Here is a 14,938-nt window from a genome sequence, read left to right on the forward strand (position 1 = left end):
TCCGTCGGCCGGGTTCCGGCGCAGGCGGTGCTCAGGTCGCCGGCGAAGCGGTCGAAGCCGCCGGGTCGGCCGGGCGAGCCGGCTGAGGGGTCGACCCGCCGATCATCTGGTCCCAGGTCGGTCTGGTGACCGTCGTCGTGCCGGTCACCAGCTCGAGCACGCTGCGCCGGTCGGCCCGGGACCGCGCCGCCAGGACGGCCACGACAGCCAGAAGCAGCAGCACGGCCAGCCGGTCGGTCGCGGCCAGCACACCCACGGGCAGCCACCAGACGGCGTACCGCAGCAGAACCGATCGGACGGCGCGCGCCGGCTCCGGGGCGAGGAGGAACGTCACCTGCCCGAGCGTCGCGCGGTCGCGTCGCACCAGCGGCGCCAGCAGGGTGGTGACGGCCGTGGCCAGGACGACCAGCGGAACCGCCGACACCTCCACGCCCGCGAAGAAGAGCACGATCGCCGTCACCGACCCGCCCAGAAAAGCAATCAGCAGATCGGCCCCGTGGGCCAGAGCACGCCGGGCCAGACCGGGCTGCGCCAGATCCGGAACCCACTGCGGCTCCGGGGCCGGCAGCAGCCGCGAGGTCGCGAGCGCCAGCATCCCGCCGAGAACGGTTCCGGCCGTGTTGACGATCAGGTCTCCGACGTCCGCAACCCGGTACGGGCACGCGTACAGACCGAAGATCGCGGTGCCCTGCGTCGTCTCCACCAGCAACGAGACGCCCAGCCCGACCGCGGCGGTGGCGAGGGCGCCCCGGCGCCACCGGTAGCGCAGCAGAAGACCCAGCGGCACGAACAGCAGGACGTTGAGACCGATCTGCGCGACCGCCGCCGGCGTGGCCGCCAGGTCGACCAGCGGGTTCAGCGTCAGGAAATCGCCTGTACACGGCTTGGCGTTGTGCTCCGGCAGCGGAAACAGCGTGAACGCGATGAGCCCGCACAGGTAGAGCACTTCGGCTGCGGCCACCAACGCCGACCAGCCGCGGAGCTGACCGAAGCGGGCGTACTGGTGGTGGGTCCACGGAAGCGCCACCAGCGGCACCACCGCAGCGAAAAGCACCACCGCGACCACGGGATTGGTGAAACTCAGCATTCTGCCTCCTCATCAGAGCCGACGCGGTCCGCACCTCCGGGGCGGAAAGATCAGCCGGTCAGCAGGGCTCGGAGCGCACGCCAGCCCTGTCGGCGGGACGGCATGAACCAGGCGAAGAGGACAGCTCGCAGCAGCCAGGCGAGCCGGCCGGTCACCGGGACGCCGTACAGGTGCATGAATCCCTGCCCGCGGCCGAGACTTCCGGCCCGGCCCAGACCGGGATAGGTGAATCTGACCGGACCACGCCCCTTCAGGCCCCGGGCGATGTTCCGGCCGGCGACGGCGCCCTGCTTCAGAGCCCACAACGCGTTGGGCGGGCAGACGCCACCGGCGAACGGCCGGGGGACGGCCGCGTCGTCGCCTACCGCCCACACCCGCTCGGCACCCGGCACTCGCAGCCGGCGGTCGACGACGAGCCGTCCGTCCGGCCGGCGGTCGAGACCCTCCGTCCCGGGCAGGGCAACCGGCCGGCGGCCCACCGCGGTGACGACGAGCGCCGCCGGCACGGCCGATCCGTCGGCCAGGTGAACGCCGTCGGGAGTGACCGCGACGACCTTGGTGGAGGTGCGCACGGTCACGCCGGCCTCGCTCAGCCTCCTCCGCACATAGCGATCAAGCCGGGCGTAGCGCGGCATCAGTTCCGGGATGAGCACGTCACCGGACTGCATCAGCGTCACGCCCCCGCCCGCACGGCGTTCCCGGCCCCATCGCTCGGCGATCGCCGCGGCCGTCTCCACGCCCGCGAACCCGCCACCGACGACCACCACCGGACCGGCGCCGGCGGTCACCAGCGAAGACCGCTCCGCCAGTTGTCCCGGCGTCAGCCCGGCGCCGGGCAGATCCCGCCCCACCGCGCCGGCGGCCAGCACCAGGTGGTCGAACGCCAGCCACCGCTCCCGGCCGCCGGCGTCGGGCTCCACGCCGATCTGACGGTCGGCCAGCGCCACCAGGGTGACGCGGCCCTCGACCACCTCGGCGCCCGGACTGATCTCCGCGGTCGACGACTCGAGCAGACTGCGATCCAGCGTGCCGGCGATCACTTCACCGGTCCAGCCGTGAAAGGAGTGTCTGGCTCCCGGGGCGACGATCACGACCCGGACGTCGCCGCGCCCGATGGCCCGGCGCATCCGGCGGCGCAGCGCTCGATAGGCGGCGAAGGACGCGTACCCGCCGCCGACGATCACCACCGTCCGCTTCGCCTCCGCTCCCTGGGGCGGGCCCAGCAGGCGTTCGAGAAACACCTCGTCGACCGCCGCGGCCGGCCCGGCGATCGCATCGGTACGCCTGCGGTCGAAGCGTTTGTCGCCGTGCATGTAGACCCGGTAGAAGCCGAGCGTCCTGCCCAGTCGCTGCTCGACCGGGGAACGGAGATCACCGGCGTCGCCGACGAGCGCCACCGGCGCGACCTCGGTCGTACGGGTTATCGCGGCGAGCACGACCGGGACGGGCAACGGCCGCCCCGAGGTGAGGTGGTAGATCCCGCCCGGCTCGCCCCGCAGGCCGCAGAGAACCGCCTCCCGAGCCACCTGGTCGACCGGAACCAGGTCGAACGTGCCGTCGGAGGGCGCCAGCACCCGCACCGGCCCGGGAGGCAGATCCTCCCGGTCGTGGTACCGCTCCAGGGCGGCGGCCAAGCCGTAGAACCCACTGCGGGTCCCGCTGACGGCGTAGGTCCGGCTGTGCCCCACCACGATGCTGGGCCGCAGCACGGTCACCCGAATCCCCGCTGACGCGAAGCCCAGCACGGCCCGCTCGGCCTCAAGCTTGGACTCTTCATAGACGTTGTTCGCCGTCGCCGTCTCCACGGGCGCCGCCCGGATCTCGCCGGTCGCCTCGCCCACCACGTACGCCGTGCTCATGTAGTGGAAGGCCGTCGCCCGCAGCTGAGCCGCAAGACCGAGCAGGCGGACCGTGCCGTCGACGTTGACGCGTTCGATCAGGGCCCGATCTCGTTCGAGGAACCGCAGCGAGGCGGCGCAATGCCACACCTGATCGACCGAGCCGGCCCAGCCCGCGGCCACGTGCCCCAGATCCTGCGCCAGGTCGCCGTGGACGGCGTGGCACCGGGTCGCGATCGCCTCCCGGACGGGCGCCTCGGCCCCGTAGGCCCCGGCCGCTTCCCGCAGCGCCTCCTGAAGGCGACGCTGTGCGTCTTGATCGTCCGCCGCCCGCACCAGGCAGACGACCGGCGCGGCGGTCCGGGCCAGCAGTTCCAGCACCAGGGCCCGGCCGACGAAACCGGTGGCTCCGGTCACCAGATGCGCTCCCGTGCCCCGCGGCACACGATGATCGGCGTAATCCATCACAACTCCTCGGTGGACCAGGAGTCGAAATCCCCCTTGTTGCTGACAACGGGCCTGCGGACGCGAAGTTCACAGCGCGCCCGTTCGGCCTTGTGGCCGGTGTGATATCCAATGAGGACGCCATCGACGACAGTCACCGGGGGACGTCTTGAAGCGTTGGGGTGCCGCACTGGCGTGCGGTCTGATCATGGCCTTCGGGCTTTCCGGGGTCTCGTACGCCTCCGTGGAGGCCTCATGCGCGCCGCTGGTCGAGGGGCACTTCGGCGCGCTGCCGGCCGAGCAGACCGGCACGGCGACGCTGCAGCAGGGTGAGACCGGTTGCCACGCTGTGCGACTCACCGCCGGTGGGCATTTCATCCAGGTCGTCCGGCCCACCATCGCCGCCGCGTCGGAGCTGCGGGACACCTCCGGCGCGGTCGTCTGCACGGCGCCGGTCGGCTACCTGTGGCAGTGCGAGGTGCCGGCCACCGGCGACTACACCATTGAGGTCCGCAACCCGCGCTCGACGCCGCTGACCTACCAGGTCGCCGCCATCGCGCAGGACCCCGCGTCGTGCGCGCGGGCCGGCACGGCCTGGAACGCGCCGTCGACCGAGGTCGCCACCACCGCCGTCGAGGTGCACTGCTCGCTGTTCACCGGGCGTCCGGGTGAGCGGATCCTCGCCTTCACCCAGAGCGGCCGGGTCATCGTCCGCGACGCGGCCGGCGCGCAGATCTGCGACCTGCCCGCGCCGTGCACGCTGTCCGGCCGGGCGCCGTACCGGGCGATGGCCGCCGCCCAGCCGGGCTCGGCCACCGCCGAGGTGCAGGTACGGTCGGTGACCCCGGCCCGGGGCTGCCCGGTCGTCGGGCCGGGCCGCTTCGGCTCGGTCTCCGACCGGCTCGACGGCAACCGCTGCCGCACGCTGATCGTGCCGGCCGCCGGCACCTCCCTGCTGCACGCGCGCAGCGACACGAACAACGCCCGCAACCTCACCGTTCTGGACGCGGCCGGTGAGCCGGTCTGCGACCCCCTGGCCGAGACGTGCGACTTCGCCGCGCCGGGCCGCTACACCGTGATCGCCGACGGGCAGAACGGCATCATCGCCCGGGGTTCGTACGCCACCACGTTCATCCCGCTCCAGGGGGCCGGCTGCCGGCCCACGACGGCGCAGGGCGCCCACGCGGCCGAGCGCGGCGTCTTCCGGGCGGTCGGCCAGGTCGACTGCTACCAGTTCTCGGTTCCCGCCGGCACCCGCACGCAGATCCTGCTGCCGCCGTCGACCGGCATCCCGGGTCACCCGCAGACCCAGGTCTTCGACGCCAACGGCACCCTGGTCTGCACCGACACCGTGTGCGACCTGGCCGGCCAGTCGCCCTACCGCCTGCTGCTGACCGCCCCGCCCGACATGCCGACGGGCAAGTACGCGATCGGCGTCCAGCGGGAGGACCAGATCCGCGGTTGCCGGCCGTGGAAGCAGGACCTCACGGTGACGTTCGACGAGGACCATGTCTTCGCCTGCTTCACCTTCACGCCCACATCGTCGATCGACGTCTTCATGCAGGCGACCACGGCCAGCGGCATCATGCACGCCCGGGTGTACGGCCGTGGCGGTCTGCTCTGCGCGGAGGACCGCTACCCGGACTTCACGTGCGACACCCCCGCCGGCGAGCCGGCTACGCTGCTGATGCTGGCCGACCCGTGGGGCAGCGTCTACCGCGTCACCCGCATCGACCGGCAGTAAGCGGCGCCCGACATCGCCCGCAGACCCGTCCGCCGCCGGCCGGCAGACCGCCGGCGACGCACAAACGCCAGCCGGCGTGAAGAGGGCCGGCCGGCGCGAAGCTCGGTGTGGGTCAGGTGTCAGTGCCGGTGGGGCCCGCCCGGTCCGTGGCCTCCGCGACGCGGGTGCTTGACCTTGCCCGGCCAGCCTTTCTTCGGCGCCGGCTTCGCTTTGGGTGCTGGTTTCGCCTTCGGCGCCGGCTTCCCTTTGGCGGCCCGGGGCGGTGGTGCGGCCGCCGACCGGGGCGGCTTCCGGGCGGATGAGGCCGACGAGCCGGTCCGCTGGGCGGAGGCCGCGACCGGCCGCACCGTCAAGCTGGACGCGGCGGCCGACCTGGTCGCGGCCGTCGACGGGCTCCGCTCCGGCGGAGTGGTGACCGCCGGGGCGGACGGCACGGTGGCCGCGTCCGCCCGGGCCGGCTCGACCGGGCTGTCGCCGGCCCACCAGGCGCCGCCGCCGATGGCCAGACCGGCGACCACCCCGGCCGCGATCAGGACCGCTCGGCCGGTGCGCCGGGGCCGGACCGCGGCCAGCGTCACCGTGGGCGCGGACATGCTGCGCAGCAGCGAGGCCGACGGCAGGCCGGCGGCCTCGCCGAGCACTTCCGAGACCTCGATCGCGCTGGGCCGGTCGGCCGGTTTCTTGGCCAGGCAGCGCGCCACGAGCCGGGCCACGGCCGACGGCAGGCCGGGGATCGCCGGCAGCGGCGCCGGTTTCGCGTAGACGTGCGCCTTGACCATCTGGGTGACGGTCGACGCGTCCCACGGCATCCGGCCGGCCAGCGCGAGGTACATCATGAGGCCGAGGGCGTACACATCGGTCGCGGGCCGCACCGGGCCGCCCCGAACGCGCTCCGGCGCGAGGTAGGCGGGTGTGCCCACCAGCATGCCGCCGTCGCCGTCGGTCGCGCCGACCGTGGCCGAGATGCCGAAGTCGACCAGCTTCACGCCGGCGCTGGTCACCATGACGTTGGCCGGTTTCACGTCGCGGTGCACGATGCCGTCCCGGTGGGCCGCCGCGAGGGCCGCCCCGACCTGGGCGCCGACCAGGGTCGCCACCTTCCAGGGGAGCCGGCCCGCGGTGAGCATGTCGGCCAGGGTCCGGCCGTCGACGAACTCCATCACGACGTACGACAGCGTGCGCCCCTCGTCGATCAGCTCCCCGTAGTCGTGGACGGCGACGACGTTGGCGTGCCGCAGACGCGCCACCGCCCGCGCCTCGGTGCGGATGAGCCGCTGCTGCTCCGGGTCACCGGCCAGGTTGGCCGACAGCACTTTCACGGCCACTTGCCGGCCCAGAACGTCGTCGTCGGCGCGCCAGACCACGGCCATCCCGCCCCGGCCCAGCACTTCCTGAAGCCGGTAGCGCCCCGCGATCAGCTGCCCTCGATTCACGCCATGCCTGTTTCCTGGCGGGGCAGCGGCAAACCCACTTCGCAACTTCCGAACCAAAAAGAAATGTGCCGGGCCCGGGCCGCCGTGCCGGCCGCGATCCGCGTTCAAGCGAGGGGTAGCTGGCCGCCGCGACGGCCATCGTGGCGACCACGCCCGGCCCGGCGCCGGTGTTCAAGCAGCCGCCATCCGCAAGACGGCCAGGCGGCAGCCTCCCGAAACTTTCGGTTCCGAGCAGTGAGCTCTGGGACACCTTGCGTCGATGACGTCAGCCGGGCTCAGGCGATGGTGAAGGGGGTGCCGTCCACGTCGTACTCGCCGCGGAAGCCCCGGACGCGGATCGCGCCGGTCCCGTCGGTGCGCATCTCGGTCGGCGCCAGCCACCACTCCCCCTTGATCAAAGACTCCAGGGCGCCGTACGAGGGTTTGCGGCTGCCGTCGGCCCGGAGGAGCCCGACCGGCGCGCCCAGCCAGGCGCCGTTGTCGGTGATGCCCCAGTAGTTGATGGCGGCGACCGCCGGATGGGCGACCAGCGACCGGTAGTGCCGGACGATTTCATCGGCCTGCCGGGCCTCACCTTCCTCGGTGCTGGGCCAGGACGGGACTTGGTAGTCGTTCAGGTCCTCGATCTCTTGCGGCATCAGGTGACCGGAGACCAGCGTGCTCTCGGTCAGGTGCAGCGGCAGGCCGTACCGGGCGAAGCGGTCGAGCATCCGCCCCATGTACTCCTCGCCGCGATATCCCTGGTGCATGTGGGTCTGCAGCCCGATCGCGTCGATCCGTACACCCGCCTCGAGGACCCCCTCGATGAGGCATTCGTAGGCCGAGCTCAGGTCGAAGTCGTTGATCAGCAGGGTGGCGCCGGGGTTGGCCGCCCGCGCCTCGGAGAAAGCCAGCCGGACCATCGCGATCCGGCCCTTCGCCCAGGCCAGCGGGGTGATGGCGTTGTCGCCGTTGGCGAAGACCGGCATGATCACCGCTTCGTTGATCGCGTCCCACGTGTCGATCAGGCCGGCGAAGCCGCCCGCGAGCTCGCGGATCCGCTCCCGCAGCAGCCGTTCGGTCTCGGCGGCGGGCAACCCGAGGAGCCAATCGGGTTGCACCGTGTGCCACACCAGTGGGTGGCCCTTGACGGTCACGCCCCGCTCGGTGAGCCAGCGGGCGGTCGCGGTCAGGCGCGTACGGTCGGGGTGACCCCGCCGTGGCTCGTAGCCGCCCCAGTAGAAGGGCAGCGTCGCGGTGTTGAACAGGGTGGTGAACTCTTCGGCCAGCGTCTCGAGGTCGAGCCCGGCCGCCCCGCCGAAGCTCTCGACGCCGGCTGAGGAGTCACCGGGTCCGCCGACCAGCTCGACGAAGTCGAAGCCGATGTTGCCGAACGAGAAGGCGTGGCGCAGCTGCCGGACGGTGACGACCTGGTCGGGCCGTGGCCGGCCGGCGGCGTCGCGGACGATGACGGTCGTCTCGCCGATCCTGTGCTCGTACATCGGTCACCTCCGGAGAAACTTTTCGCGGTTCATTGCGAAACTGTCGTTCGGTCGGGAGCATAGGAGCGGCCGTACGGCACGGTCAAGACCGATAGATAGGGTGATGCGCATGCCCAGCGAGCCCGCCGACCGGTCCCGAGCGACGCTGGCCGAGGTCGCGTCGCTCGCGGGCGTCACGGTCTCCACCGTCTCCAAGGTCCTCAACGGGCGGGCCGGCGTCTCGGGCGAGACCCGGGCCCGCATCGAGGCCCTGCTGCAGGACCAGGATTACCGTCACCGCGCCGCCAAACGGCCGGCGGCGCCGCTGCTCGAGGTCCTCTGCTACGAGATCGACAGCCCGTTCGCGGGCGAGGTGCTGGCCGGCATCGAGCAGGCGGCCCGGCAGCGGCGGGTCGGCATGGTGCTGACCAGCGCCACCGAGCGCCAGCAGCCGTACGAGGAGTGGGTCGAGGACGTGGTCCGCCGCCAGCCGGTCGGCGTCGTGCTGGTCGCCGCGTCGCTGGACGAAACCGACCTGCAGCGGCTGCGCTCGCGCTCCATCCCGCTGGTCGCGATCGACCCGGCCGGCGATCCGGTCCCCGGTGTCCCGTCGGTCGGCTCGGCCGACTGGAACGGCGGCTTCCAGGCCACCCGCCATCTCATCGAGCTGGGCCACCGGCGCATCGGCATCATCACCGGCCCGCCCGACATGATGGCCTCGACCGCCCGCCTCTCCGGCTACCGGGCCGCCCTCGACGCGGCCGGCCTGCCGGTCGAGAACGAGCTGGTCCGCCCGGGCGAGTTCCACCACGCCGACGGCCTGGCCCAGGGCCTGCACCTGCTCGGGCTGCCCGATCGCCCGACCGCCATCTTCGCCTCCTCCGACGTGTACGCGCTGGGCGTCTACGAGGCGGCCCGCTCGGCCGGCCTGACCATCCCGGGTGATCTTTCCGTGGTCGGCTACGACGATCTGCACATCGCCCGCTGGGCCGGCCCGGCCATGACCACTGTGCGGGTGCCGCTGGCGGCCATGGCCGATCAGGCCGTCCAGCTGGTGCTGCAGCTCGCCGACGAGCCGGAGCTCGCCTTCAGCCGCATCGACATCGACACGTCCCTGGTCGTCCGGGCAAGCACTGCGGCGCCTGCAGCATCCGCCGCCGCACCCACCGCTGCCACTGCGCTCGCTGTTGCCGCGGCCGCTGCCGCCGCACCCGCTGCTGACGCGAAAGTTTCCAGGAAATAAAGAAAGCTTGACGCACAAGTTTCGCGCGTCCTAGTCTCGGCCGAGCACCGCCGAACGCCCCTTCTCCGCAGGTGAAGCCCTGCATCCCACGCCGATGACGCCTGCCTTCAGCGCGCCCCTCGTCGGCCAGAAACTTTCGCGCCGCTCCTAGTTCAGTGGAGGGTTCATGCGACTCCTGCCCCCGTCCCGTCTCCGGCCGCTCTCCGTCGCCGCCGTCGCCGCGCTCGCCGTCTCCGCCCTGGTGGCGTGTGGCGGCTCCGGCGACGACCAGGCCGGGAACGGCAGCGCCACCTCCGGCACCGTCAACTGGTGGGGCTGGACCCCGACCGACAACGCGACCGCCGAGACCTACATCAGCGCCTTCAACAAGCAGTTCCCGGACATCAAGGTCAACTACAAGCTGGTCAACATCTCGGACTGGGTCGCGGCGCTGCGGCCGGCCCTCGCCTCGGGCAAGGGCCCGGACGTGTTCGACATGCAGCCCGGGGCGTACGTCTCGCAGTTCAAGTCGTTCGCCGAGGACCAGACGGCCCTGGCCCAGGACGCGCTCGGCGCCGACTGGAAGACCAAACTCGCCCCGATCGGCATCAGCGGCCTGACCGCCGACAACAAGCTCACCGCGATGCCGGTGGGCTCCGTCTACGCCGGCATGCTGTGGGCCAACGCCGACATCTTCAAGAAGTACGACCTGACGCCGCCGAAGACCCTCGCCGAGTGGAAGAACGTCTGCGCCACGCTCAAGCAGAACAAGGTCGGCTGCTTCGTGCAGGGCGCCGCGCAGGAGGGCTTCGACCAGGACACGCTGCAGTCGATCGCCAACTCCGTCCAGCCCGGCCTGTGGACCAAGGTGTCGACCGGTGACGCCAAGTGGACCGACCCGGGCATCGTCAAGACCCTCGCCATCTGGAAGGACCTGTTCGACTCCGGGATCATGCAGGAGGGCGCGGTCGGCTACCAGCAGTACCCGGACGCCAACAATGACTTCCTGACCGGCAAGTACGCCATGGTCATGATGGGCACCTGGTACACGCAGTACGCGACGACCAAGGCGATGACCGCGGCCCTCGGCGCGGCCGGGGTCAGCGGGGCCAAGCCGTTCCCGATCGTCCCGGTCGCCTTCCCCGACGTGGCCGGGGCCGGCAACACCAGCGGGATGTACGGCGACGCCGACTTCGGCCTGGCCATCTCGACCAAGTCCAAGATGAAGCCGGCCGCCGAGACCTTCGTGAAGTGGATGACCACCTCCAAACAAGGCCAGCAGGCGATCGCCGACCAGCTGAACGACCTGCCCGCCCTCAAGGGCGTCGAGCCCGATTTCGGCAGCATCCAGCTGGTCGACCCGGCTGTTCAGAAAAACCCGGTGGAGAAGCTCATCGAGCAGGCCGGCGCGATCACCGAACCCCGTGAGGCGCTGCTCAACGCCGACGTGCAGAACGGCATCCTGGCCGCGGCGACCTCGGTGGCCACCGGCAAGGCGACCCCGCAGCAGGCGGCCGGCACGCTGCAGCAGGCGGCCGAGGCGGCCGGAGTGACCTTCAAATGACCAGCCTGACCGAGGCCCGGCCCACGGTCGCGCCGTCCGTGCCGGCCCGCAAGTCCGGGCTCAGGCGGCCACCCGGACTGCCGTGGATCCTGCCCGCGCTCGTGCTCAGCGTCGGCCTCATCTACTACGGGATCGGCTACACCGCGTACATCTCGACCTTGAACTGGGACGGCATCAGCCCGGACCCGCAGCACCTCGGCGCGCAGAACTACACCCGGGTCTTTCAGGACCCGGTGTTCTGGGCGGCGGTCCGGCACACAGTGGTGTTCTTCGTGGTCACCTTCGTCGTCCAGACGGCGCTCGGGCTGGTGCTGGCCGTGCTGATGCACGCCAAGCTGCGCCTGGCCGGGATCTACAAGGTGATCGTGTTCATCCCGGTCGTGCTGGCCCCGTCGATCATGGCGCCGGTCTTCCGGCACCTGTTCGCCCCCGACGGCGAGCTGAACTGGCTGCTCCAGCACGTCGGCCTGGGCTCGCTGGCCCAGCCCTGGATCGGCCAGACCAGCACCGCGCTGCCGGTGATCATGTTCATCACCATCTGGGAGTGGACCGGCGTCACGTTCGTCCTCTACTACGCGGCGATGACCCAGATCGATCCATCGGTGCTGGAGGCGGCCCGGATGGACGGCGCCGGCAATCTGCGCACCCTGGTCAGCATCATCTGGCCCGAGATGCGCGGCACCACGGTCGCGCTGGGCATCCTGGGCGCGATCGGCGCCCTCAAGACCTTCGACGTGCCGTACCTGGTGACCATCGGCGGCCCGAACAACGCGACCGAGTTCCTCGGCACCTACATCTACCGCCAGACGATCCCGCTCAACCACGTCGGGTACGGCGCCGCGCTCTCGATCATCCTGCTCGTGGTCGCGCTGATCATGGCGCTCGTCCTGCAGTACGCGGGGCGGGAACGGAAAGCGGGGTCCTGATGCTTTTCGAAGTGCGCACGAGAACCGGCCGGGTCCTGCTCCAGATCGTGGCGACGATCCTGATCCTGCCGTTCCTGTTCCCGCTGATCGTCATGGTCAAGGGCGCCTTCGCCGGCGAGGGAGCGGCCAAGAACTTCGGGGCGGTGCTACGGGTCCCCGGCTTCGCCCGGTTCTTCGGCAACAGCCTGATCATCGCGGCCGCCGTCATCGTGCTGGTCTACGTGGTCACGATGATGGCCGCGTTCGGCTTCTCCAAGCTGCACATCCGCGGCCGCGAGGTCTACTTCTGGCTGCTGCTGGCCTGCCTCACCCTGCCCGAGGTGGTGCTGCTGGCGCCGTTGTTCGTCACCGACACCAAGCTCGGCCTCTACGACACGTACTGGGCGGTGATCCTGCCCCTGGCGGCGCTGCAGGTGCCGTTCGCCGTGCTGCTGACCCGCAACTTCATCAACGGGCTGCCCAACGAGCTGTTCGAAGCGGCCCGGGTCGACGGGGCCAACTCGTGGCGCGGCTTCCGCTATCTCGTCATCCCGCTGACCCGGCCCATCGCGGCCGCGGTCATCATCTTCACCTTGGTCGCGGCCTGGAACGACTACCTCATGCCGCTGGTCTTCCTGCAGTCGCCCGACCTCCAGACGATCACCCTCGTCCCGCAGTTCTTCGTGGGCGAGTTCAGCAACGACCAGACCAAGATCCTGGCCGCGGCCGTCATCACCGCCATCCCCGAGGTCATCGCGTACCTCAGCCTGCAGCGTCTGTTCGAGCGCGGCCTCTCGGCCGGCGCCATCAAGTAAGGACACCTTCGTGCCATTGATCCAGGTGCACCTCGACCGCGAGGTGTTCGAGAAGTCCCACGAGGCCATCGGCGAGGCCATCCACGACGCGCAGATCGCCGCGCTCGGCATCCCGGCCGACGACCGCTTCCAGATCTTCCAGCCGCACGACGCCGGCGAGCTCAAGTTCGACCCCGGTTACAACAATGTGGACCGTCGCCGTCTGCTGGTGATTCGCGTGACCGCCGTCCACATGTATCCCGTCACCACGAAGCGGGCGTTCTTCGAGGCGGTGGTCGAACGGCTCGTACCGCTCGGCATCCGGGCCGAGGACGTGCTGATCAGCCTGACCGAGAACGGCTTCGAGGATTGGTACGCGGGCAAATGACGAACCACGACTCGGCCGCGCTCAGCGTGCTCTTCCTCGGCGGCACCGGCACCATCAGCGCCTCCTGCGTACGCCTCGCGCTGGCCACCGGCATGCGCGTCACCGTGGTCAACCGCGGCCGCAACAGCCGGCAACGAGTGCTCCCGGACGGGGTGGAGTCGCTGGTCGCCGACATCGCCGACCTGGAGCCGGCGCTCGGCGACCGCCGCTTCGACGCGGTGGTCAACTTCCTGTCGTACGACGAGGACGACGTCCGCCGCATGGTGGCTCTCTTCGGCCCCCGGACCCGGCAGTACGTGCACATCAGCTCCGGATCGATCTACGCCAAGCCGGTCCGCCAGGTACCGATCACCGAGTCCACCCCGGTCGGCCCCAACCCCCACCTCGACTACGCGACCGCCAAGTGGCGGGCCGAACGGGCGCTCCAGGACGCGTACGTCCAGACGGGCTTCCCGATGACGATCGTGCGCCCGTCGCACACCTACGACGACGCCAACCCGCCGCTGCCCGGTGGCTGGGCGGTGATCGACCGCCTGCTGCGCGGCGAGGAGATCCCGGTCCACGGCGACGGCACCTCGCTGTGGACGCTCACCCACGCCGAGGACTTCGCGCAGGGGCTCGTCGGGCTGCTGGGCAACCCGCGGGCCCTCGGTGAGACCTTCAACATCACCGGCTCCGACGTCTACACCTGGGACCAGATCTACACCATCGTGGCCGAGGCGCTCGGCGTCACCCCGCGGCTCGTGCACGTCGCCTCCGAGATGTACCCGCTGATCGCGCCGGACTGGTTCTGGTCGGGCGAGATGGTCGGCGACATCGGGCACAGCGCCGTCTTCGACACCACCAAGATCCGTACGTTCGTGCCCGGCTTCGCCCCCAGGCTGACCTTCCACCGGGCCGCCACCCGGATGGTGGCCTGGCGGCGGGACCACCCGGAGTCGACCCGCGGCGACGCCGGCGACGAGGCCGTGCTGGCCCGCATCGTCGGCGCCTACCATCGGGCCCGTGACGTCTTCCAGGCCGCATCATGACTGACCTCGGCCGCACCGGCCTGCGGGTCAGCGAGATCTGCGTCGGCACCAGCCCCCTGGCCAACATGCCCTTCCTGTACGGGTACGAGGTGCCCACGGATCGGGCCGTGGACACGGTCGACGCGGTCCTGGCCCACCCACTGATCAACTTCATCGACACGTCCAACGGCTACGGCGACGACGGCGCCGCCGAACGCCGGATCGGTGAGGCCCTGCGCCGCCGGGGCGGGCTGCCATCGGGCACGGTCCTGGCCACCAAGGTCGACCCGGACCCCCGTACCGGCGACTTCTCCGGGACCCGGGTGCGGCAGTCGCTGACCGAGAGCCTGGACCGGCTCGGCCTCGACCACATCGACCTGCTGCACCTGCACGACCCGGAGCGCATCTCCTTCGCCGAGGCGACCGCGCCCGGCGGCGCCGTCGAGGCCCTGGCCGATCTCAAACGCGAAGGACTTGTCTCCCACCTCGGCGTGGCCGGCGGCCCGGTCGCCCTCATGCGGCAATACCTGGACACCGGCGTCTTCGAGGTGGTGCTGACCCACAACCGGTACACGCTGCTCGACCGCTCGGCCGAGAACCTCTTCCGGACCGCCCACGAGCAGGGCTTCGGCGTGCTCAACGCGGCCCCCTACGGCGGCGGCATGCTGGCCAAGGGGCCGAAGGCACAGACGAGGTACGCGTATGGCGAGCGCGACGACGCCATCGCGCGGGCCGCCCAGGCCATGACGGCCGCGGCCGACCGGGCCGGCATCCCGCTGGCCGCCGCGGCGCTGCAGTTCTCCCTGCACGCCGCGTTCGTCGACTCGACGGTCGTCGGCGTCTCGTCGCCCCAGCGGGTGGCCGAGACCCTGGCCCTGGCCGAGATCGACATCCCGGACGACCTCTGGGCCGAGCTCGAGTCGTACGTGCCGCCGGCCGCCCTCTGGCTGGATCCGCCCAGTTGAGAGCTCCCTCTCCTCCGCGCCACACTGGAGCCGTGGCCCGGAGGAGAGGGCCGGCGAAAACCAGTGGCACGGCCGTCACCCGCC

General features: G+C 71.2%; 12 protein-coding genes. 8 read left to right on the forward strand and 4 right to left on the reverse strand.

All coding sequences use genetic code 11. From position 1 onward, the window contains the following. Positions 1-31: 31 nt before the first annotated feature. Both AB0J66_RS29935 and AB0J66_RS29940 read right to left on the reverse strand, forming a co-directional pair. Entirely contained in the window at positions 32-1,087 is a 1,056-nt protein-coding gene (locus AB0J66_RS29935; protein WP_364667523.1) for a VanZ family protein, read from the reverse strand. 50 nt (positions 1,088-1,137) lie between these two features. Next, the gene (locus AB0J66_RS29940) at positions 1,138-3,390 is read right to left on the reverse strand and encodes an SDR family oxidoreductase (protein WP_364667526.1); all 2,253 of its coding nucleotides are present in this window, start codon (positions 3,388-3,390) and stop codon (positions 1,138-1,140) included. 187 nt (positions 3,391-3,577) lie between these two features. Here AB0J66_RS29940 and AB0J66_RS29945 point away from each other — a divergent pair, with 187 nt between their 5' ends. Then, entirely contained in the window at positions 3,578-5,113 is a 1,536-nt protein-coding gene (locus AB0J66_RS29945; protein ID WP_364667528.1) for a hypothetical protein, read from the forward strand. A 119-nt stretch (positions 5,114-5,232) separates the two neighbouring features. Here the strand turns inward: AB0J66_RS29945 and AB0J66_RS29950 are convergent, their stop codons facing one another. After that, the gene (locus tag AB0J66_RS29950; RefSeq protein ID WP_364667531.1) at positions 5,233-6,546 is read right to left on the reverse strand and encodes a protein kinase; all 1,314 of its coding nucleotides are present in this window, start codon (positions 6,544-6,546) and stop codon (positions 5,233-5,235) included. Between the two features lie 275 nt (positions 6,547-6,821). Further along, complete coding sequence (locus AB0J66_RS29955) at positions 6,822-8,027, reverse strand: endo-1,4-beta-xylanase (RefSeq protein ID WP_364667534.1); 1,206 nt, start codon at positions 8,025-8,027, stop codon at positions 6,822-6,824. Between the two features lie 109 nt (positions 8,028-8,136). On the opposite strand from AB0J66_RS29955, the gene AB0J66_RS29960 reads away from it, so the two are divergent. The 7 genes from AB0J66_RS29960 to AB0J66_RS29990 all read left to right on the forward strand — a co-directional run bounded on the left by AB0J66_RS29960 (position 8,137) and on the right by AB0J66_RS29990 (position 14,854). After that, positions 8,137-9,249: a LacI family DNA-binding transcriptional regulator gene (locus AB0J66_RS29960; protein WP_364667537.1), complete on the forward strand. Its 1,113-nt coding sequence runs from the start codon at positions 8,137-8,139 to the stop codon at positions 9,247-9,249. Positions 9,250-9,415: 166 nt separating this feature from the next. After that, on the forward strand, positions 9,416-10,792 hold the full coding sequence (locus AB0J66_RS29965; RefSeq protein WP_364667540.1) for an ABC transporter substrate-binding protein: 1,377 nt from the start codon (positions 9,416-9,418) through the stop codon (positions 10,790-10,792). Beyond that, positions 10,789-11,718 (forward strand): sugar ABC transporter permease, encoded by a 930-nt coding sequence (locus tag AB0J66_RS29970; protein WP_364667543.1) that lies wholly within the window; start codon positions 10,789-10,791, stop codon positions 11,716-11,718. Before AB0J66_RS29965 ends, AB0J66_RS29970 begins: the two co-directional genes overlap by 4 nt. 11 nt (positions 11,719-11,729) lie before the next feature. Beyond that, entirely contained in the window at positions 11,730-12,512 is a 783-nt protein-coding gene (locus AB0J66_RS29975; protein ID WP_364667546.1) for a carbohydrate ABC transporter permease, read from the forward strand. A gap of 10 nt (positions 12,513-12,522) precedes the next feature. Beyond that, positions 12,523-12,879: a tautomerase family protein gene (locus AB0J66_RS29980; RefSeq protein ID WP_364667549.1), complete on the forward strand. Its 357-nt coding sequence runs from the start codon at positions 12,523-12,525 to the stop codon at positions 12,877-12,879. After that, positions 12,876-13,910: an NAD-dependent epimerase/dehydratase family protein gene (locus AB0J66_RS29985; RefSeq protein ID WP_364667551.1), complete on the forward strand. Its 1,035-nt coding sequence runs from the start codon at positions 12,876-12,878 to the stop codon at positions 13,908-13,910. The genes AB0J66_RS29980 and AB0J66_RS29985 overlap by 4 nt, the downstream gene beginning before the upstream one ends. After that, positions 13,907-14,854, forward strand: coding sequence for an aldo/keto reductase (locus AB0J66_RS29990; RefSeq protein WP_364667554.1), 948 nt, complete (start codon positions 13,907-13,909; stop codon positions 14,852-14,854). Before AB0J66_RS29985 ends, AB0J66_RS29990 begins: the two co-directional genes overlap by 4 nt. Positions 14,855-14,938 lie beyond the last annotated feature (84 nt).

Origin of the sequence: Actinoplanes sp. NPDC049598, from assembly GCF_040675435.1 — a bacterium.
GTDB lineage: Bacteria > Actinomycetota > Actinomycetes > Mycobacteriales > Micromonosporaceae > Actinoplanes.

Coding starts and splice junctions, on each gene's coding strand:
- AB0J66_RS29960 (WP_364667537.1), top strand. CDS start 8,137: ATGCCCAGCGAGCCCGCCGACCGGTCCCGAGCGACGCTGGCCGAGGTC.
- AB0J66_RS29955 (WP_364667534.1), bottom strand. CDS start 8,027: ATGTACGAGCACAGGATCGGCGAGACGACCGTCATCGTCCGCGACGCC.
- AB0J66_RS29965 (WP_364667540.1), top strand. CDS start 9,416: ATGCGACTCCTGCCCCCGTCCCGTCTCCGGCCGCTCTCCGTCGCCGCC.
- AB0J66_RS29970 (WP_364667543.1), top strand. CDS start 10,789: ATGACCAGCCTGACCGAGGCCCGGCCCACGGTCGCGCCGTCCGTGCCG.
- AB0J66_RS29935 (WP_364667523.1), bottom strand. CDS start 1,087: ATGCTGAGTTTCACCAATCCCGTGGTCGCGGTGGTGCTTTTCGCTGCG.
- AB0J66_RS29990 (WP_364667554.1), top strand. CDS start 13,907: ATGACTGACCTCGGCCGCACCGGCCTGCGGGTCAGCGAGATCTGCGTC.
- AB0J66_RS29940 (WP_364667526.1), bottom strand. CDS start 3,390: ATGGATTACGCCGATCATCGTGTGCCGCGGGGCACGGGAGCGCATCTG.
- AB0J66_RS29985 (WP_364667551.1), top strand. CDS start 12,876: ATGACGAACCACGACTCGGCCGCGCTCAGCGTGCTCTTCCTCGGCGGC.
- AB0J66_RS29945 (WP_364667528.1), top strand. CDS start 3,578: ATGGCCTTCGGGCTTTCCGGGGTCTCGTACGCCTCCGTGGAGGCCTCA.